The organism is Micromonospora auratinigra (assembly GCF_900089595.1).
Lineage (GTDB): Bacteria > Actinomycetota > Actinomycetes > Mycobacteriales > Micromonosporaceae > Micromonospora > Micromonospora auratinigra.
The window spans coordinates 4,341,161-4,359,193 of record NZ_LT594323.1; the positions used below are offsets into that span (position 1 = coordinate 4,341,161).

The 18,033-nt window shown below is 76.5% G+C and carries 14 protein-coding genes; 6 read left to right on the forward strand and 8 right to left on the reverse strand.

Annotation, left to right across the window (positions count from 1 at the left end; translation table 11 throughout):
* Positions 1-2: 2 nt before the first annotated feature.
* A complete protein-coding gene (locus GA0070611_RS19445) occupies positions 3-977 on the reverse strand; it encodes an alpha/beta fold hydrolase (RefSeq protein ID WP_091666333.1) in 975 nt (324 codons plus the stop codon).
* A 46-nt stretch (positions 978-1,023) separates the two neighbouring features.
* Positions 1,024-4,623 carry a hypothetical protein gene (locus tag GA0070611_RS31950; RefSeq protein ID WP_231921167.1) on the reverse strand — a complete coding sequence of 1,200 codons (3,600 nt, stop codon included), beginning with the start codon at positions 4,621-4,623 and terminating at the stop codon, positions 1,024-1,026.
* A gap of 149 nt (positions 4,624-4,772) precedes the next feature.
* Here GA0070611_RS31950 and GA0070611_RS19455 point away from each other — a divergent pair, with 149 nt between their 5' ends.
* Together GA0070611_RS19455 and GA0070611_RS19460 are read left to right on the forward strand one after the other, a co-directional pair.
* Entirely contained in the window at positions 4,773-5,411 is a 639-nt protein-coding gene (locus GA0070611_RS19455) for a TetR/AcrR family transcriptional regulator (protein ID WP_091666336.1), read from the forward strand.
* Between the two features lie 65 nt (positions 5,412-5,476).
* On the forward strand, positions 5,477-5,704 hold the full coding sequence (locus tag GA0070611_RS19460) for a DUF3107 domain-containing protein (protein ID WP_091666338.1): 228 nt from the start codon (positions 5,477-5,479) through the stop codon (positions 5,702-5,704).
* 67 nt (positions 5,705-5,771) lie between these two features.
* Here GA0070611_RS19460 and GA0070611_RS19465 read toward each other — a convergent pair whose 3' ends face one another.
* Positions 5,772-6,419, reverse strand: a complete 648-nt coding sequence (locus GA0070611_RS19465; RefSeq protein ID WP_091666341.1) for a ferritin-like fold-containing protein — start codon at positions 6,417-6,419, stop codon at positions 5,772-5,774.
* Positions 6,420-6,700: 281 nt separating this feature from the next.
* On the opposite strand from GA0070611_RS19465, the gene GA0070611_RS19470 reads away from it, so the two are divergent.
* Positions 6,701-8,362, forward strand: coding sequence for a DEAD/DEAH box helicase (locus GA0070611_RS19470; RefSeq protein ID WP_091666343.1), 1,662 nt, complete (start codon positions 6,701-6,703; stop codon positions 8,360-8,362).
* Between the two features lie 319 nt (positions 8,363-8,681).
* A complete protein-coding gene (locus GA0070611_RS19475) occupies positions 8,682-9,824 on the forward strand; it encodes a class I SAM-dependent methyltransferase (protein WP_091666346.1) in 1,143 nt (380 codons plus the stop codon).
* Here the strand turns inward: GA0070611_RS19475 and GA0070611_RS19480 are convergent.
* Positions 9,821-10,222 (reverse strand): hypothetical protein, encoded by a 402-nt coding sequence (locus GA0070611_RS19480; protein ID WP_091666348.1) that lies wholly within the window; start codon positions 10,220-10,222, stop codon positions 9,821-9,823. The two genes, GA0070611_RS19475 and GA0070611_RS19480, sit on opposite strands and share 4 nt — an antisense overlap.
* 178 nt (positions 10,223-10,400) lie before the next feature.
* On the opposite strand from GA0070611_RS19480, the gene GA0070611_RS19485 reads away from it, so the two are divergent.
* Positions 10,401-10,820 carry a helix-turn-helix domain-containing protein gene (locus GA0070611_RS19485; RefSeq protein ID WP_091666350.1) on the forward strand — a complete coding sequence of 140 codons (420 nt, stop codon included), beginning with the start codon at positions 10,401-10,403 and terminating at the stop codon, positions 10,818-10,820.
* A gap of 4 nt (positions 10,821-10,824) precedes the next feature.
* Here GA0070611_RS19485 and GA0070611_RS19490 read toward each other — a convergent pair whose 3' ends face one another.
* The 3 genes from GA0070611_RS19490 to GA0070611_RS19500 form a co-directional block, all read right to left on the reverse strand.
* Positions 10,825-11,811: a hypothetical protein gene (locus tag GA0070611_RS19490; protein ID WP_091666353.1), complete on the reverse strand. Its 987-nt coding sequence runs from the start codon at positions 11,809-11,811 to the stop codon at positions 10,825-10,827.
* Between the two features lie 207 nt (positions 11,812-12,018).
* Positions 12,019-14,142 (reverse strand): RecQ family ATP-dependent DNA helicase, encoded by a 2,124-nt coding sequence (locus GA0070611_RS19495; RefSeq protein WP_091666355.1) that lies wholly within the window; start codon positions 14,140-14,142, stop codon positions 12,019-12,021.
* Between the two features lie 37 nt (positions 14,143-14,179).
* Positions 14,180-16,162, reverse strand: a complete 1,983-nt coding sequence (locus GA0070611_RS19500) for an AfsR/SARP family transcriptional regulator (RefSeq protein WP_091666358.1) — start codon at positions 16,160-16,162, stop codon at positions 14,180-14,182.
* Between the two features lie 142 nt (positions 16,163-16,304).
* On the opposite strand from GA0070611_RS19500, the gene GA0070611_RS19505 reads away from it, so the two are divergent.
* Positions 16,305-17,159, forward strand: a complete 855-nt coding sequence (locus tag GA0070611_RS19505) for a hypothetical protein (protein WP_091666361.1) — start codon at positions 16,305-16,307, stop codon at positions 17,157-17,159.
* Positions 17,160-17,242: 83 nt separating this feature from the next.
* On the opposite strand, the gene GA0070611_RS19510 is transcribed toward GA0070611_RS19505, so the two are convergent.
* Positions 17,243-17,992 carry an SDR family NAD(P)-dependent oxidoreductase gene (locus GA0070611_RS19510; protein ID WP_091666363.1) on the reverse strand — a complete coding sequence of 250 codons (750 nt, stop codon included), beginning with the start codon at positions 17,990-17,992 and terminating at the stop codon, positions 17,243-17,245.
* Positions 17,993-18,033: the final 41 nt, after the last annotated feature.

An 18,033-nucleotide genomic window follows, 5' to 3' on the forward strand; every position in this document is an offset into this window, starting at 1 on the left:
GGTCAGCCTGCCATGTCGCGACGTTCCGCGCTCTCCCCCGTTTCGGTGAGCAGCGCCAACACCGCCCGGGCCACGGTCCGGGGCACCTCCAGCTGGGCCACGTGGCCCACCCCGTCCAGCATCAGCAGGCGGCTGTCCGGGATCACCCGGGCGGCCTGCGGGGCCACCCGCACGTCGACCAGTCGGTCCTGCCGTCCCCCCACCACCAGGGTGGGCGCCCGCACCCCGGCGGCCAGCCGCCACAACGAGTCCGGCCCCGGCAGGTACGAGCGCAGGAAGCTGGCGACCAGGCCACGGAAGGTCCGGACGTACGCGGCCGCGTAGTGGGTCGCCTCGTAGCGGATCCGGATCTCCTCGACGGCCTCCCGGTGCCGCTGCTCGCTGATCCGGCTCAGGTCCGCGATGCACGCCTCCATCACCTGCCGGGCCATCACCTCCGGGGCGAGCTGGGCCAGCCGCCAGGCGGCCAGCCGCTCGCCCCGGGGGATCGCCAGCAGCGGCAGCATCCGCCCCTGCAACGAGCGGCGGAAGTCCAGGAACGGCAGCGCCGGGGAGATCAGGGTCAGCGTGCGGACCAACTCCGGCCGCAACGCCGCCACCCGGACCGCCACCGCGCCGCCCAGCGAGTTGCCGAACAGGTGCACCGGCCCCCGGTCGCTGTGCTCGATCCAGCGGACCACCCGGTCGGCGAAGGCCGGGATCGTGTACCGCCGGCCCGGTTCGCTGCGACCGAAGCCCGGCAGGTCGATGGCCTGCCCGTCGAGCCGGTCGGCGAGCAGGCCGGCCAGGTCGGTCCAGTTCTGCGCGGACCCGCCCAGACCGTGCACGTAGAGCGCCGGCTCGGCGTCCGGGCCGGTGGCCGGGGTGTCCCGGACATAGGTGACCGTGCCGTCGAGCCGGACCCCCCGGCCGGGCCAGGGCGGGGGTACGTGGTGCGCGGGCAGCTGCTCGTCCGGCCAGAGCGAGGCGGGCTTCATGTTCTCCAGTGTTCCCGCCCGCCGGCGGCCCGACACGGGAGACCGGTCACGCCAGCAGGGCCTCCAGCCGGCGGTTCACCGCGGCCAGGGTGGCCCGCACCACCGCCGACCGGGGATCGCCGGCGACCAGCGCCGAACCGGCCAACTGCTCCACCCAGCCGTCGCAGACCAGCAGGGCCACCACCGTCGCCACCTCGCAGTTGCCGAACGGCACCACGGCGGCGTGCTCGACGAAGCACCGGCCCCGCTCCCCGGTCGACGCGACGCCACCGAGCAGCTCGTCCACCGCCGCCGCGGCGGCCACCGCGCAGAGCCGGAGCACGTACCCGTCGACGGCCGGCCCGGTGGCGTGCCCCTCGGCGGTCCGGCCGCCGGCGAGCAGGCGTACCTCCACGGTGGCGTCCAGGCCGAAGGTGCTCACCTGGACGTGGTCGATCACCACCCGGGGCCCGGGCACCCCGCCGGTGTCCAGTGGTCGCGACGGCGCGGTCTCCGTCGTGGTCATCTGGCCACCGGAGTACGACGTGCCGAGCGTCACCGGGCTGCCGGTGGGCCCGCCGGCCGGGGCGGCGGCCAACGAGGCCTCCTCCACCGCGGCACGCCCCCGGTGGGTGGTGACCGGGCGGCGCCGTCGCGTCGGCTCACCGGCCGGCTCGGCCACCTCGGCCGGCAGACCCGTACCCGGGCGCTCCTCGGCGGTCCGCCCGAGGGCCGGACGCTCGTCGGCGGGTCGCCCCGGACGTTCGTCGGCCGCACGGCTCGGCACCGGCTGCTCCTCGGCGGCGCGACCCGGTGCCGGGCGCTCCTCGGCCGGCCGTGCCCCGGGCCGCTCCTCGGCCGGGCGGGACTCGACGGCGGAGCGGGCCGTGGTGGACCGGCGGCGGACCGGGGGCGGCGGGGTGACCGGCGTACCCGGCAGGTTCTGCGGCGCGGCGGCGAGTCCCATCCGCTCCTGGAGCAGGCGGGCCACCACCCGGCTCACCTCGGCCGGGTCGGCGCCGTCAGACAGGTCGAGGCGGAGGCTGTGCGCCCCGGCCGGGGTACGGCGCAGCGCGGCGTCGCGTACCCCCGCCACCTCCCGGACGGCGTCGAGGATGGCGTTGACGTCGAAGCCCTCGGGCCGCTCGCGCAGCGGTGCGGGCTCGTCGTCCCGGCGCAGGTGGGTGGCGATGCGGGCGAGCTCCGGGGTCTCGGCGGACGGTTCCACGGCTGGCGGCTCCGGCACGACGGGCACATCCGGTTGGGCGGGGACGCGCTGCGGCAGCACCGCCGGTTCCGTCGGCGGGTTCCCCGCGAGCGGCTCGGCGGCGGCCGCCGGCTCGGGCGCGGACCGGCGGGCCGCGTAACCCGAGGTGTTCGGCGGGGCCGCGGCGTTGCGGTCGGCACCCGGCGTCCCGCCGTCGGCGGGGTCCGGAGCGGGCGGCGGCGGTCGGCGGTCGGCGGTCCCGGCCGGTTCCTCCCCCGCCCCGCCCCACGGCCGGTACGCCGAGCCGTCGCGCTCGTCGGCCCGCCGGACACCGCCGGTCGGGGCGTACCCGCCGGGAGCCTCGCGGGGAACCGGCGGGGCGCTGGTCGGGGTGGTGTGCGGCGGCGCCCCGAACGGGGTCACCGGGACGGGCGGTCCCGCCCAGGCGGGTCGTTCGGAGCTGGCGGGAGTGGCCGGCTCGGGGCCGCCCCGGAACGCCTCGGGGAAGCGGGTCGGCTCGGGGAAGCGGGTCGGCTCGGGGAAGCGGGTCGGCTCGTGAGCGGCGCTCCGCTCGGCCCGCACCGGCTCGTACGGCCGGACCGGCTCGGCCCGGGGTGGCTCGTACCCCGGTGACGGCTCGGCGCGCTGCGGGACGTACGGCCGCACCGGGTCCGGGGCCCACTCGTCGGCCTGCTCCACGCGGGCCCGGCGCCCGACCGGCTCGTCCTCGACCGACCGCCGGCCGGGCGGCCTCTCGTCGGCGCCGCGCTCGGCGGCCCGCTCGTCCTCGGCGCGGCGGGCGTCCGGCGACCCGGGCTCCCCGGTACGGCGGCCGAACCGCTCGTCCTCACCGGGCCGGGCCGCGAACGGGCGGGGATCCCCGGCGCGCTGGTCCACCGGTTCGTCCCCGGCGGCGCGGCGGTCGACCGGCTCGTTCCCGACGGCGCGCGCCGGGTCGTCCTCGCGGGCCCACGGCGGCGCCCAGCCGCCACCCCAGCTCGGCCGGTTCCAGCCCGGTCCGGACCACTCCGGCTCGACCGACGCCGCGCGGTGGTCCTCGGCCGGTCCCGCCACCCGGTCGGCGGCCGCCCCGGCGGGCGGCACGGGCCCCGGCCGCTCGGCCCGGTCCCGGCCCGCGGGCGACCCGGTGGGGGCCGCCCAGTCCCGCCCGGCGGGCGACCCGGCGGAATCCGCCCGGTCCCACCCGGCAGCCGGCGACCCGTCGCGATCCATCCAGTCCCGCCCCGCAGCCGGCGACCCGGCGGAATCCGCCCAGCCCCGCCCGGCGGGCGGCGCCCCGGCGCGATCCGTCCAGTCCCGCCCGGCAGCCGGCGACCCGTCGCGATCCATCCAGTCCCGCCCCGCAGCCGGCGACCCGGCGGGATCCGCCCGGTCCGGCCCGGCAGCCGGCGGTCCGGCGGGGTCCACCCGGTCCCGGCCGGACGGCGACCCGGCCGTCCGGTCCTGACCCGACGGCGAACCGGCCCGGTCCGGGCCGGCGTGCGGCGACCCCGCCGCCCGGTCGGCCCGGTCGCCCGACGGTCCGGCCGCACCCTGCTGCTCCGGTGCCGACTCCACGGCACGATCGGACCGCTCCGGGCGGCCGGCGGGCGAGCCGACCACCGGGTCGGCCCGGTACGGGTCGGCGGCGGGCGCACCGGCGCGCTCGGCCCAGTCGGGGTGCGCCGTGCCGCGGCCCGGATCGGCGGGGCCGCCCTGGTTGGCGGGGCCCCCCTGATCAGCGGGCCCGCCCTGGTCGGCGGGGAGCGCCCCGGCGGCGGGGTCGGCCCAGCCCCGGGCGAGGGGCGGTGGCTCGGGCGGGAACCGGTCCGCCCAGCCCTGGGAGAGCGACGGCGGCTGCTCGCCGCCGGCCGGGTCGATGGTCGGCGCGTGGAAGCCGGGCGGCATCTCGAAGCCGGAGGCGGTGGCACCGACCGGTGGCACCTGGAGGGCGGGCGGCGCGGACGACGGGACGCCCCCGTCGGCCCAGCGGACCCGGGCGGCGGGTGGTTCCTCCGAGGCGTGCCGGGCGGGCGGCTCCGTCTCGCTGGAGGCCTGCTCCCCGGCGGGCGCGGGGCGCGGGGCCGGTACGACCAGCCGGTCACCATCGGTGTCCCGGCGCGCCTCGTCGGCGGGCGGGGCACTCACCGGCGGCTGGCGGGTCACGGGCGACTCCTCCCCGGCGTGCGGCACGCCGTTGACGTGGTGGCCGTTCACCCGGGCCGCCGGCTCGTCGGCCGGCAGCCCCGGCAGCGGGGCCGGGAGGTCGCCGTGGCGGGGTGACGAGGTCGCCCAGCCGGTGCGGTCGGGGCGCGACCAGGCGCCGGCCGACTCGGGGCCGCGGGACCAGCCGGTCGCCGGGGGCGCCCACCCGCCGCCGGTGCGGGCCAGGTCGTCCCGACCCGTCCCGTCGCCGTGCTCTCCCGGGGTGGCGGCTCCGGGTTGGCCTGATTCAGTCACCGCGCGCTCCTTGGTCGCCCCCGCTGAGGCTACCGTGTGGTGACAGTGGCGATAAGTTACAGCGGCGGGCCAATTCCGGGACGGGTTCACGAACCCCGACCGGTTCGGGTGATAAGTGCCGGCTCGTACGATGAAACTCGGAGGTTCCCATGACCGCAGTGGGGAACGGTGCACAGACCGCCGGCCGGCCCACCCGCCTGCCCCGCTCGGCGCGACGCAAGCAGCTGCTCGCGGCCGCTCAGGAGGTGTTCGTCGCGCAGGGCTACCACGCCGCCGCGATGGACGACATCGCCGAGCGCGCGGGAGTCTCCAAGCCCGTGCTCTACCAGCACTTCCCGGGCAAGATGGAGCTCTACCTGGCGCTGCTGGACACGCACTGTGACGCCATCGTGGCGAAGGTGCACGACGCGATGCGCGGCACCAACGACAACAAGGAGCGGGTCGGCGCCTCGGTGCGCGCGTACTTCGACTTCGTCGACCACGAGAGCGAGGCGTTCCGGCTGGTCTTCGAGTCGGACCTGCGCAACGACCCGGCCGTCCGGCAGCGGGTCGAGCGGGTCGAGCAGGGCTGCATCGCGGCGATAACCGACACCATCATCTCGGACACCGGGGTGAGCCGGGCGCACGCCGAGCTGCTCGCGTCCGGCCTGGTCGGGGCGGCCGAGACGGCCGCGCAGTTCTGGCTGGCCGGCGGGCGTCAGATGCCCAAGGCGGAGGCCGAGGCGCTGGTCGCGGCCCTGTCCTGGCGGGGCATCGCCAGCTTCCCGCTGCAAGGTGAGTCAGCCTGAACATCGGGCCCGCAGATCGGATAGCCTTCCCACGGCGGCTCTTTCGCCCCAGTTGAGGAGGCACAGTGGAGGTCAAGATCGGCGTGCAGTACGCGCCGCGGGAGCTGGTCCTGGAGAGCGCGCAGGCGCCGGCCGAGATCGAGCAGATCGTGACCGACGCCGTCGCCAAGGGCGAGGGCACCCTCTCCCTGACCGACGAGAAGGGCCGGCGGATCATCGTGCCGGTCAGCAAGGTCGCCTACGTCGAGATCGCGGAGGCCTCGCCCCGCGCGGTCGGTTTCACCGTCCGCTGATTCCCCGCCGGTCCGCCGTGGCGGGGCACCGCCACGGCGGCCGCCGGAGTCCGGCCGCCCTCGGGAGTCAGTTGTTCAACCCGGCGGCGGTCATCCGCGCCGTGTGCGCGTCGGTCAGCCGGCGGAACAGCGTCGGCACGTCCTCCCCGCCCTCGCGGCGGGCGATCAGCGTGGTGAGGCCGCCCCGGTCGGCGGCGGCCACCCGGCCGGCCTGGGAGAGCGCCTCCCCGAGGAGCCGCCGGGCCCACATGGAGAGCCGGTTGGCCACCTTCGGGTCGGCCGCGACGGCCGCCCGGATCTCGGTGGCGGCGAACTCGACGTAGCGGGAGTCGTGCAGCACGTCGAGCACGAGCTGGCGGTCCGGCGGCTCCAGCCCTTCGGCGACCGCCCGCAGGAAGTCGTCGGCGATCGCGTCCCCGACGTACGCCTTGGTGAGCGCCTCCAGCCAGTCCTTCGGCTCGGTCGAGTCGTGGTACGCCTCCAGCGCCCCGGCGTACCGGGCCATCGCCTCGTCGGGGCTGGACCCGAGCGCGACGAGCCGGTCGGCGAGCCACCGGTAGTGAGCGATCTCGGCGGCGGCCATCTCCGACAGCGCCGCCCGTCGGCGCAGATCGGGGGCGAGCCGGGCGTCGGTGGCGAGCCGGTCGAAGGCGAGCAGTTCGCCGTACGCGACGAGCCCGAGCAGGTCGGTGACGGCAGGGTCGGAGGCGGACACGAGCGCAGGCTACCCCACCCATGATGTGACCCAAGTCACACACATCACCCCCGGGTGTCGTACCGTCACCCGGAATCGGGGCCACCGAGGGGTGGTTCAGGTAGGATGAGACAGTTGCCGTGGGCACCGAACCGACCAGCAGGGCTGGTCGCCGCCGGTCCCCGGCGCGCGTGCGGCCCGGTCGGGCCCGGCGAAACCGCCCCCGACCGTGTGGCCCGCGCCATACCGTTCGCGCCCTGAGGACCAAGGGGCGCACCACGAGAGGGCACCCCTACATCCATATGAGCGAGCAGATTCAGGGCCAGCCGCTGGCCCCCACCGCTCCGGTCCGTCCGGAGGCACCCACCTTCGCCGAGCTCGGCGCCCGTCCGGAGACCGTCGAGGCGCTGGCCGCCGCCGGCATCACCCGCGCCTTCGCGATCCAGGAGTACGCGCTGCCGATCGGGCTGCGCGGCGTCGACCTGATCGGCCAGGCGCCGACCGGCACCGGCAAGACCCTCGGCTTCGGCATCCCGCTGCTGGAGCGGGTCTTCGCCCCGTCCGAGGGTGGCGACGGCGTGCCGCAGGCGCTGGTCGTCGTACCCACCCGTGAGCTGGGCATCCAGGTCGCCAAGGACCTCGACGCCGCCGGGCGTACCCGGGGCGTCCGGGTGCTGCCGATCTACGGCGGGGTGGCGTACGAGCCGCAGATCGAGGCGCTGCGCAAGGGCGTCGAGATCCTGGTCGGCACCCCCGGCCGCCTGATGGACCTGCAGAAGCAGAAGCACCTGCGGCTCGACCGGGTCCGCGCGCTGGTGCTCGACGAGGCCGACCGGATGCTCGACCTGGGCTTCCTCGACGACGTCGAGAAGATCCTGGCGATGCTGCCCGAGGACCGGCAGACCATGCTCTTCTCGGCCACCATGCCGGACCCGATCGTCGCGCTGTCCCGGCGCTTCCTGCGCCGGCCGGTGACCATCCACGCCGGGCACACCGCCGAGACCGGCCCGTCGCCGCAGACCCAGCAGCTGGTCTACCGCACCCACTCGCTGAACAAGGTCGAGATCGTGGCGCGGATCCTCCAGGCGGAGGGGCGCGGCCTGACCATGATCTTCACCCGCACCAAGCGGGCCGCCGACCGGGTCGCCGAGGATCTCGACTTCCGGGGCTTCGCCGTCGCCGCCGTGCACGGCGACCTGGGCCAGGGCGCCCGGGAGCGGGCCCTGCGGGCGTTCCGGGCCGGCAAGATCGACATTCTGGTCGCCACCGACGTGGCGGCGCGCGGGCTCGACGTCACCGGCGTGACCCACGTGATCAACTACGACTGCCCCGAGGACCAGGACACCTACACCCACCGGATCGGCCGCACCGGCCGCGCCGGAGCGACCGGTGTCGCGGTGACCTTCGTCGACTGGGACGACATGCCCCGCTGGCGGATCATCGACAAGACCCTCGGCCTGGACATGCCCGAGCCGCCGGAGACGTACCACACCTCTCCCCACCTCTACACCGACCTCGACATCTCCACCGAGGTCAGCGGCACCCTGCCGACCGCCGAGCGGACCCGGGCCGGGCTCTCCGCCGAGGTCGAGGAGGACCTGGGTGGCGGTCGGTCCCGGCGTGGCGAGCGCGGTGAGCGCGGTGCCCGGCGTGGCGACGGCCGGGGCCGGGAGCGCCGGCGCGGTCGCGACGACGCCGCCGCCGCTGCGCCCGCCCCGGACGGTGACAGCACCGAGGCCGCCGGCGAGGAGGGCGGTCGCAACCCGCGTCGCCGCCGTCGTCGCCGGGCCGGCGAGGTGGTGGCGGGCGAGCCGACCGCGGTGATCACCGCCGAGGGCGGCGCCGAGCCGGCCACGTCCGCGACCGCCGAGGGCGAGCCGGCACCGAAGCCGCGTCGCCGCCGGCGCCGCCGGGGTGGCGGTGGTTCGGGCGCGGGTACGCCGGCCGAGGCGACCGCCGACTGACGAGCGTGATCGACGTCCCCCGGGCCCGGTGGCTCCGGGGGACGTCCCATGTCCGCCCCGGTCGGGGCAGCGACCCGCGCTGCCTTCGGACGACGGCCCGTCCACGCCCGGCACCTGCCCTCCGCGGCCTTTGCTCTGCTTCAGCCGGCGCAACACTCCGGACCGGTTCGTGTTGCGTGCGTTGAAGCAGAGCAAAGGGTGCCGACCAGATGCCGGGGCGGCGGGCCGGCGGACGGCCGACCTCACCCGGCCGGCCGACGGCCGACCGTACCGGGCCGCCGGAGAACGGCCGCCCGGCCGCGAAGAGGAAGATGGAGCGATGCCGGAACCGTTGGACGCCGCCCTCGCCGAGGTGCGGACGCTGCTGCTCGACCCCACGTTGACCCGCGCGGTCGGTGCCGGCCGACGCCGTGGACAACGCCCCTCGGTGGTCCGGGCCGAGCTGCGCCCGGTCACCCTGAAGGCCGGCGCCCGGCTGCAGATCTCCACCTCGGACGGCGCGCGGCCGTACACCCGCAACGTGGCCCCGGGCGCGGAGGCCGGCGCGGCCGTCGACGCGCTGCTCGCCGAGCCGTTCGGGAACTGGCACGTGGAGACGGCCGGCGCCACCCTCCAACTTCGGGTCACCAAGTCGGGCGAGGCCCAGGTGCACCGGGCGGCGGCGAGCCGGCCCGCCCCGGAGCCGGCGGGCAACGACCGCGCCAAGGACTGGCTGCTCGACCCGGGAGACCCGCTCTTCGCCGAGATCGGCGGCTCGGCGGCCAAGCGCCGCCAGGTCGACGCGTTCCTGCGGGCCCTGCTGGCCACCCTGCCGGACGACCTCACCGGCCCGCTCCGGGTCGTCGACCTGGGCTGCGGCAACGCGTACCTGACCTTCGCCGCCCACCGGTACCTGACCCGGCGCGGGCTGGACGTCGAACTGGTCGGGGTGGACGTCCGCGAGGACCAGCGGCGGCGCAACACCGAGCTGGCCGAGCGCCTCGGCTGGGCCGACCGGGTCCGGTTCGTGGCCGGCACCATCGCCGACGCGGTGGTCGATCCGGCCCCCGATCTCGTCCTGGCGCTGCACGCCTGCGACACCGCGACCGACGAGGCGCTGGCCCGGGCCGTCCGCTGGCAGGCCCGCTGGGTGCTCGCCGCCCCGTGCTGCCACCACGACGTCGCGGCCCAGCTCCGGGCCCGTCCGGCCCCCGCGCCGTACGAGCTGCTCACCCGGCAGGGCATTTTGCGCGAGCGCTTCGCGGACGTGCTGACCGACGCCCTGCGGGCCGGGCTGCTCCGGCTGCACGGCTACCGGGCCGAGGTGGTGGAGTTCGTCGACTCCGCGCACACCCCGCGCAACCTGCTGATCCGGGCCCGGCGCAGCGGTGGCCCGGCCACCGACGGCCAGCGCGCCGAGTACCGGGAGCTGGTCGACCAGTGGGGGATCACCCCCCGGCTGGAGACGCTGCTCGCCGACTAGCGGCGCCGGTCGCGCGGGCGCTCCCGCCGCTCCGCGCCGCCGAACGTGCCGCCGTCGCCGGGCTGGGTCGGGAAGGGCACCACCGTGGCCTGCTGCTCCGCGTTGCCGGCGGCGGCGAACGCGTTCCAGGAGATGTCGACCAGCAGCCGCTTCAGCTCGGCGTGCCGGACGGCGGCGTTGCGCTGGAGCGCGAGCCGTACGCCGAGCGCCACGCCGACCAGCGTGAAGGTGACGGCGAAGGCCGCCGCCAGGACGTGCGCCCCGCTGGTGGTCCCCCCGCTGAACACCAGCACCAGTAGCCAGATCCAGCAGGCGAGGGCGAAGAAGGCGGCCTTGACGACGAAGAAGAGGCTGACCACGCCGGGGCGGTACGGCACCGGACGGCTGGGCTCGGACATGCTGCTCCTGCTCGGCGGGTGGGCGGCGGTCGACCCACTGTAGTTGACCGGAGACAAGCGATCCCGGTCCCGCACACGGGACCTTCGGACCGATCAGTCAGTTGTTTCCCGGTCCGGTCGTACTAACCTCTTAGGCGCACCGTCCGGTGCTCCGGCCGGGAAGGATGACCCTCCAGGGATGGGTTCGGCAGACGTTTCGCCCCAGATGGCCTTCGCGCGCTTCGTCCGGCGCGCCATCGATGATGCCCGCGAGGAACGCGGCTGGACGGTGACCGACCTGGCCACGCACACCGGCGTCGGGCGGTCGACCGTCTTCCGTTGGCTGGCCGGGGACTGGCAGGACTATCCGGAACTGGCCAAGGTGCGGGGCTTCTGCGCCGCCCTCGACCTGCCGGTGGCCGCCGCGTTCCGGGCCCTCGGGCTGCCCGACGCCGGCACCGCGCCCCGTCGGCGCGGCGGCGACGACGCCCCGGTGGAGGCGGACGTCCGGGTGATCCTGGAGCGGCTGGCCGACCCGACCGTGCCCGCCGAGGAGAAGCACCACATCCGCGACCTGCTCCGCTACCTGGCCCGCCGCCCGGTCCGCCGGGCCGGCTGAGCGCTCAGGCGACGACCAGGGTGAACGCGGCGGTGCGGACCACCCCGCCCACCTGGAAGTCGAGGAACATCCGGTAGCGGCCCGGCCCGGGCGCGGTCAGCCAGAACGTCACCGTGCCCGGCTCGGCCTGCGGGCCGGGATGCACGTGCAGGTAGCCCAGGTCCCCCTCGCGCAGCGCGACCAGGTGGCCGTACGCGCCGAGGTAGCGCTCCAGCGGGGCGGGCCCGGCACCGGCCCGGACCGTGAAGCGCACCGGGACCGCCCGACCGGGCTCCGGGGTGCCCTCGTGCCCGACGGTGAACCCGTCGACCGTGGTCGAGGCGGCCGGGGCCGGCAGTGGCCGGGGCGCGTACCGGCCGGGGGCGACCAGGTCGGTGCTGAGCGTGACGGCGGTCTGCCGGCCGTCGTCGGCGACCACGGTGAAGTCGGCGTACGCCCGCCAGGCACCGGCCTGCGGCAGGGTCAACGGCACCGACCAGGTGCCGTCGGACGCCATCGTCGGGTGCAGGTGCTGGTAGCCGGTGAGGTCGCGGCGCACCACGATCAGGTGCAGCGGCCTGTCGTGCACGACGGCGAACCGGGTGACCGCCCGGCGCTGCTCGTCGCGGATCTGGAAGCGCAGCTCGCCGGCCCGGCCGACCGGGAACTCCACGGCCGACGGGGCGAGCGTGTACCCGCCCGAGCTGATCGACAGGCCGCCGACGTCCGCTCCCCCGGCCTGGTCGACGTCGGCCCCGCCGTGCGAGTGCGCGCCGGTACCCGGGGCGTGGGTGTGCCCGCCGTCCGCCGGGGTGGCACCGGCCGGCACGGTCGGCGGCGGGTTCAGCCGGCCGAGGCCGAAGCCGAGCAGCACGGCGAGCACCAGCCCGCCCACCACCAGGGCGAGCCGCAGCGTGCCCCGGTCCACTCCGAGGGCCGGGTCCGGCTCCGGGCCGCCCGACGCCGGACCGCCGGCGGGCAGCTCGGCGACGGTGGCTCGGGGCTCGGTCATGCGACCACGGTACCGGCGCGTGGCACACCGGCCCGGCGGTGGCCGGGGACGGTGGCGACGCTCGCAATCCGACGGGCCGGGGAACTTTTCCCGGCTGCCGGCCGACCTCGGCCCGCGACGACCCTCCGACGACCCTCCGACGACCCTCCGACGACCCTCCGACGACCCTCCGACGACCGCCGGCGGCCCGCGGCGGCCCGCTGGCGGTCAGCCGGCGACGGCGAGGGCCAGCGGGAGGACGTCGGGGGCGCCGGCCCGGCGCAGCAGCCGGGCCACCATGGTCAGCGTCCAGCCGGAGTCGACCAGGTCGTCGACGAGCAGCACCGGTCCGTCCAGCCCGGCGAGGTCGTCCGCCAGCCCGTCGGGGACGGTGAAGGCGTCGTGCAGGGCGCGTACCCGCTGGGCGCTGTTGCCGCGCGGCCCGGCGCCGGCGGACGGGCCGGTGGGGACCACCGCGCCGAGCAGCGGCAGCCGGCCCACCGTGGCGATCCGCTCGGCGAGCGAGCCGACCAGCGTCGGGTGACTGCGGGAACCGACCGCGACCACCCCGACCGGGCGGCGCGGCCACGGGTCGTCGCCGTGCGCCCACGCCTTCAGCACCTCCACCACCGCGCCGGCCAGGTCGTCCGGCAGTGGGCCGTCCGCCGCCTCCGGTCCGACCAGGCCGCGCAGCCGGCCGCCCCAGCCCAGATCGGAGAGGCGGCCCACGGCCCGCCCGGCGAGCGCCTGCTCCGCCGGGGGGATGCGCCCCTTCAGGGGTACGCCCACCGCGTCGAGGCCGGTCGGCCAGAGCTTCTTCGGCGGGACCGTCACGCCGGGGCGACCGAGGAAGGTCTGCGCGGCGCCGAGCGCGGTGGCCGAGACCTCGGCGGTGAAGAGCGCGCCGGCGCAGTTGTCGCAGCGGCCGCAGTCACCCGCCCCCGCGTCGTCGAGGCACTCCCGCAGGTAGCGCAGCCGGCAGCCGGTGGTGCCCGCGTACTCCCGCATGGCCTGCTGCTCGGCGGTGCGGGCCTGGGCGACGCGGCGCAACCGGGCCTCGTCGTAGACCCAGGGCTCGCCGGTGGCGAGCCAGCCGCCGCGGACCCGGCGGACCGCGCCGTCCACGTCGAGCACCTTGAGCATCAGCTCCAGCCGGGCCCGGCGCAGGTCGACGAGGGGTTCGAGCGCCTGGGTGGAGATCGGCCGGTCCGGGTGCAGCGCGGCCAGCACCGCCCGGACCTGCTCCTCCGGCGGGAAGGCGAGCGAGGCGAAGTAGCGCCAGATGGCGGCGTCCTCGACGCCGGGCAGGAGCAGCACCTCGGCGTGTTCCACGGCCCGGCCGGCGCGCCCGACCTGCTGGTAGTAGGCGATCGGTGAGGGCGGCGCGCCGAGGTGCACCACGAAGCCGAGGTCGGGCTTGTCGAAACCCATGCCGAGCGCGCTGGTGGCGACCAGCGCCTTGATCTTGTTGTCGAGCAGGTCCTGCTCGGCCGCGCGCCGGTCGGCGTCCTCGGCCTGCCCGGTGTACGAGGCGACCGACCAGCCCCGGGCGCGCAGGAACTCGGCCGTCTCGCTGGCCGCCGCGACGGTGAGCGTGTAGATGATGCCGGAGCCGGGGAGCCGGTCCAGGTGGTCGGCGAGCCAGGCCAGCCGGTGCGCCGGGCTGGGCAGGTCGACCACCCCGAGGCGCAGCGACTCCCGGTCGAGGCTGCCGCGCAGCACCAGGGCGTCCCCCAGCTGCTCGGCCACGTCCTGGGTGACCCGGGCGTTGGCGGTGGCGGTGGTGGCCAGCACCGGCGTCCGCTCCGGCAGCTCGGCCAGGAAGGTCCGCAGCCGGCGGTAGTCGGGCCGGAAGTCGTGTCCCCAGTCCGAGACGCAGTGCGCCTCGTCCACCACCAGCACCCCGGTGGTGGCGGCCAGCTTCGGCAGCACCCCGTCCCGGAAGTCCGGGTTGTTGAGCCGTTCCGGACTGATCAGCAGGACGTCCACCGCGCCGGCGTGGATCTCGGCGGTGATCTCGTCCCACTCGTCGAGGTTGGCCGAGTTGATGGTGCGGGCCCGGATGCCGGCGCGGGCCGCCGACTCCACCTGGTTGCGCATCAGCGCCAGCAGCGGCGAGACGATCACGGTGGGGCCGGCCGGCGCGGGCTGCTCCCGCAGCAGCGCGGTGGCCACGAAGTAGACCGCCGACTTGCCCCAGCCGGTGCGCTGGACGCAGAGCACCCGCCGCCGGTCCACCACCAGGGCCTCGATCGCCCGCCACTGGTCCTCACGCAGCCGGGCGTGCTCGCCGGCCAGCCGCCGCAGCACCGCCTCGGCCCGCTCCCGTACCGCCGCCCGATCCTGGCTCATCCGGCATTTCTACCAGGCCCCGGCCGACGGCCCCGGCTCACGACGGGTCGGCGGCCGGCGCGGACTCCGTGGGCCCCGGCGGCGTACCGGACGGCAGGGACAGGGTGGGCGGCGGCGGCAGGAAGAGCAGCACGTCCCGGAGCGCCTCGGTGACGGCCGGCGGGAACATGCACCGGCCGGCCAGTTCCTCCATCGACCGGTAGGGGCCGCGCAGCCACCGGTCCATCGCGAGCTGGCGGCGCTGCCCGGCGTCCAGTCCGGCCAGTGTGGCGAGCACCTGGTCGCCGACCGCGTTGACGTCGACCAGGCCGCCGTCGTCGAAGCGGTGGGGCACGTCGGGTCGGCCGATCGCCAGCTCGTACCGGGCGGCCGGGAACTGGTGCAGCAGGTACCGGGCCTGTTCCCGGAGCACCCGGCGTTCCTCGGCCGCGCGGTCGTCGGTACGGCCGGTGAGCATCGCCCAGAGCCGGCGGCTCAGCAGCACCACGTGCACGGCCCCGGCCAACCAGCAGATGCCGGTCAGGCCGACGAACAGCAGCACCTCCCAGTCGGGCGACTCCGCCTCCGGATCGCCCCGCAGCAGCAGCCAGCTGACCACGGTCGCGCAGACCAGGTAGCCGGCCCCGGCGAGCGCGAGCCGCCAGCTGCGCCGCCAGGCCGCGTAGCCGAGCACCACCAGCCAGGTGAAGCAGCCGAAGGAGAGCAGCACGATGAGGGCGCCGAGCACGGTGGCGGTGATGCTGACCCAGCGCGGCGCGGGCCTCGGCCGGCGGACCGGCGGTGGGCCGGGCAGCGCCGGAGGCGGGGTCGACGGGAAGGGTGGGGCGACCGGCCCGAGGCCCGGCCCGGCCGGCATGCCAGGTGCCGGGGCCGGGGACCGGGTGGCGAGGTCGTCGGTCCGACCGGCCGGCGCGGGCCACGCCTCGACCGGGGCCGCCGGCCCGACAGCGGACGAACCGTCAGCGGACGAACCGGCCACGGGTGGGCCGATGGCCGGGACCGGCAGACCGTCGCGCGGCTCCGCCGGAGCGGGGGCCGGTTCGGGCGGACCGTCGCGCGGCTCCGCCGGAGCGGGGGCCGGGGCGGGGGCCGGATCGGGCGATCCGGAACGCGGGTCCGTCGGGGCGCCGACGGCCGCCGGGTCCGGTCCGGACGGGTCCGGGCCGGGAGCCTCGGCCGCGTACCCGGGCGGGTTCCCGGCGGTGGGCGGCGGCGCGGGTGACGGGACGACGGAGGCCGCGGTGGCCGGGGTCAGGGTCGGGTCGGCGCGCAGCATCCGCCGGTGCAGGTCCTGGAGCACCTCCCCCGGCTCGATGCCGAACTCGTCGCGGAGCAGCCCGGCGAACTCCCGGTACGCGGCGAGCGCCTCGGCCTGCCGGTCGCTGCGGTGCAGCGCCAACATCAGCTGCTGTCGGAGCCGTTCCCGCAGCGGGTACTCGGCCACCAGGCGGACCAGCTCGCCGACGAGTTCCCGGTGCCGGCCCAACTCCAGTTCCAGCTCGGCCCGGGTCTCCAGCGCCGTCGCCCGGGTCTCGGTCAGCCGGTGCCGGGCCGCCTCCAGCAACGCCCCGCTGAAGCCGCCGAACGGCTCGCCGTGCCAGAGCTCCAGCGCCGCCTTCAGCTCGGCCACCGCGTCGGCGGTCCGGCCCTCGGCGCGGGCCCGCTCGGCCCGGCGTACGCCCTGCTCGAAGCGGACCGCGTCGACCGCTGTCGGGTCGACCCGCAGGACGTACCCGGCGTCGGTGAGGGCGAGCAGCCGGCCCGGGGTACGCGGGGAGCGCTCCGGCTCCAGCACCCGGCGCAGGCCGGCGACATGCTTCTGCACCACGTTCGGCCCGTTGGCCGGCGGGTCCTCCGGCCAGACCGCCTCGACGATCTGCGCGGTGGGCACCGGTCGGCCGGCGGAGAGGAGCAGCACGGCGAGCACGGCCCGCTGCTTGCTCGGCCCGAGGTCGAGCGCACGATCCCCGAGCCAGGCTCGCTGCGGGCCGAGGATTTCGAAGCGCAACGCCTCTGACATGCGAGTTCCCGCTCCTGCCGGCCCTGGCCGTGCGGCCCGGCGGCGCACGGCAGTCGGACGGCAGCATAGCGGCAGTGATCCGGCGGTCCGCGCCGTCAGGCTCTGCGGTGGCAACACCCCAGTACCGAGAGTGAGTCACCTGATGATGCAGCGAACCGGCGCCGCCGGGACGATCCGGCGGGTCGCGACGACCGCGACCGCCGTGCTGGCCGCCACCACCTTCCTGGCGGGCTGCGGGGGGACGCGCGGGACCGACGGCGGTTCCGACCCGGCCCCCGCCGCCCCCGCCGCCCCTGCGGCCGCTTCCTCGGCGGCCGCCGACCCGAAGGCCGTGCTGCTGGCCGCGGTGCCGAACGAGCAGGACCCGGCCTTCCGGTTCTCCGGCGTGGACGGCACCGACAAGATCACCGGCATGGTCGACCCGGCCGGCAAGGCGATGGAGCTCAGCTACGCGCAGAAGTTCGAGGAGGACACCTCGGTGTCCATGAAGCTGTCGTTCCGGATGATCGAGGAACGCAGCTGGATGCGGGTGCGGGTGTCCGGCATCGACGGGTTGCAGCAGATGATGAAGATCCCCACCCGCTGGATGGCGCTGGACAAGTCGAAGATCAAGGAAGACCCGCCGGTCTACGAGGGCACCGACCCGGGCAACGCCGCCGTCATCATCGGCACCGCCGACACGGTGACCGACAAGGGCGACGGGACGTACACCGGCTTCGCCGACCTGACCCGGGGCACCGAGGTGGCCGACGCGATCAGTTCGGTGGACGTGGCGGCCCTCGGCGCCGCCGCGAAGAAGGTGCCCTTCACCGCGGTGGTCGGCGCGGACGGCAACCTCGCCTCGCTGACCGTCGAGCTGCCCGCGGCCGGCAAGAAGAAGGCCGGACGGTACGTCGTGAAGTACTTCGACTTCGGCAAGGCGCCGAAGGTGGCCGCGCCCAGCGGCAGCGAGGCGCAGCCGGCGCCAGAGGAGGCGTACGAGCTGTTGAACAGCTGAACCGGGCGGCGGGACGGGGCGGGAACGCGACCACACGGGGGGTCGCGTCCCCGCCCCGTCCCGCTTCTGCGGGGCGTCCCGGGTCAGCGGCCGAGCACCGAGCCGCCGTTGACGCCGAGGACCTGACCGGTGACGTAGCCGGCGTCCGGGCCGGCCAGGTAGCGCACCGCCGCCGCGATGTCGTCGGGTACGCCGGCCCGGCCGACCAGCGTGGCGTCGACCCGCTTGGCGTGCCCCTCCGGCGTCATCCGGTCACCGAAGAACTCGGTCTCGGCGACGTACCCGGGGCTGACCACGTTGACCGTGATCCCCTCCGGGCCGAGCGCGCCGGCCAGGTCGTACGCCCAGCCGTGCAGCGCCGCCTTGGCCGCCGAGTAAGGCCCGCCCCCGCCCCGCTGGGCGGCGATCGAGCTGATCAGGAGCACCCGCCCGCCGGGGCGGCGCAGGGCGGGCCGCAGCGCCTCGGTGAGCAGCACGGCGGTGAGCACGTTCGCGTCCAGGTTCGCCCGCCACCACCCGGCCACGTCGGCCAGCGTGTCGGTGGCACCGCCGAGGTACCCGCCGGCGTTGTTGACGACGACGTCCACGGTCCGCTCCCCGACCGCCTCGACGACCGTGGCGAGCTGACCCGGCTCCGTCAGGTCGGCGGTCACCGGGCGCACCGCCCCCGCCCGCCCGCACTCCGCCGAGATCCGCGTGGCGGTCTCCGCCAGCACCTCCCCCCGCCGCCCCACGACCAGCACGTCGAACCCGTCCAGCACGAGTCCCCGAGCGACAGCCGCCCCGATCCCCGTCCCGCCGCCACTGACCACGGCCACCCTGCCGTCCCCCATGACTCCTCCGTCCTGCCGAGAGTCCGTCGATCATGAGGTTA

Coding starts and splice junctions, on each gene's coding strand:
- GA0070611_RS19445 (WP_091666333.1), bottom strand. CDS start 977: ATGAAGCCCGCCTCGCTCTGGCCGGACGAGCAGCTGCCCGCGCACCAC.
- GA0070611_RS19455 (WP_091666336.1), top strand. CDS start 4,773: ATGACCGCAGTGGGGAACGGTGCACAGACCGCCGGCCGGCCCACCCGC.
- GA0070611_RS19470 (WP_091666343.1), top strand. CDS start 6,701: ATGAGCGAGCAGATTCAGGGCCAGCCGCTGGCCCCCACCGCTCCGGTC.
- GA0070611_RS19475 (WP_091666346.1), top strand. CDS start 8,682: ATGCCGGAACCGTTGGACGCCGCCCTCGCCGAGGTGCGGACGCTGCTG.
- GA0070611_RS19480 (WP_091666348.1), bottom strand. CDS start 10,222: ATGTCCGAGCCCAGCCGTCCGGTGCCGTACCGCCCCGGCGTGGTCAGC.
- GA0070611_RS19485 (WP_091666350.1), top strand. CDS start 10,401: ATGGGTTCGGCAGACGTTTCGCCCCAGATGGCCTTCGCGCGCTTCGTC.
- GA0070611_RS19490 (WP_091666353.1), bottom strand. CDS start 11,811: ATGACCGAGCCCCGAGCCACCGTCGCCGAGCTGCCCGCCGGCGGTCCG.
- GA0070611_RS19495 (WP_091666355.1), bottom strand. CDS start 14,142: ATGAGCCAGGATCGGGCGGCGGTACGGGAGCGGGCCGAGGCGGTGCTG.
- GA0070611_RS19500 (WP_091666358.1), bottom strand. CDS start 16,162: ATGTCAGAGGCGTTGCGCTTCGAAATCCTCGGCCCGCAGCGAGCCTGG.
- GA0070611_RS19505 (WP_091666361.1), top strand. CDS start 16,305: ATGATGCAGCGAACCGGCGCCGCCGGGACGATCCGGCGGGTCGCGACG.
- GA0070611_RS19510 (WP_091666363.1), bottom strand. CDS start 17,992: ATGGGGGACGGCAGGGTGGCCGTGGTCAGTGGCGGCGGGACGGGGATC.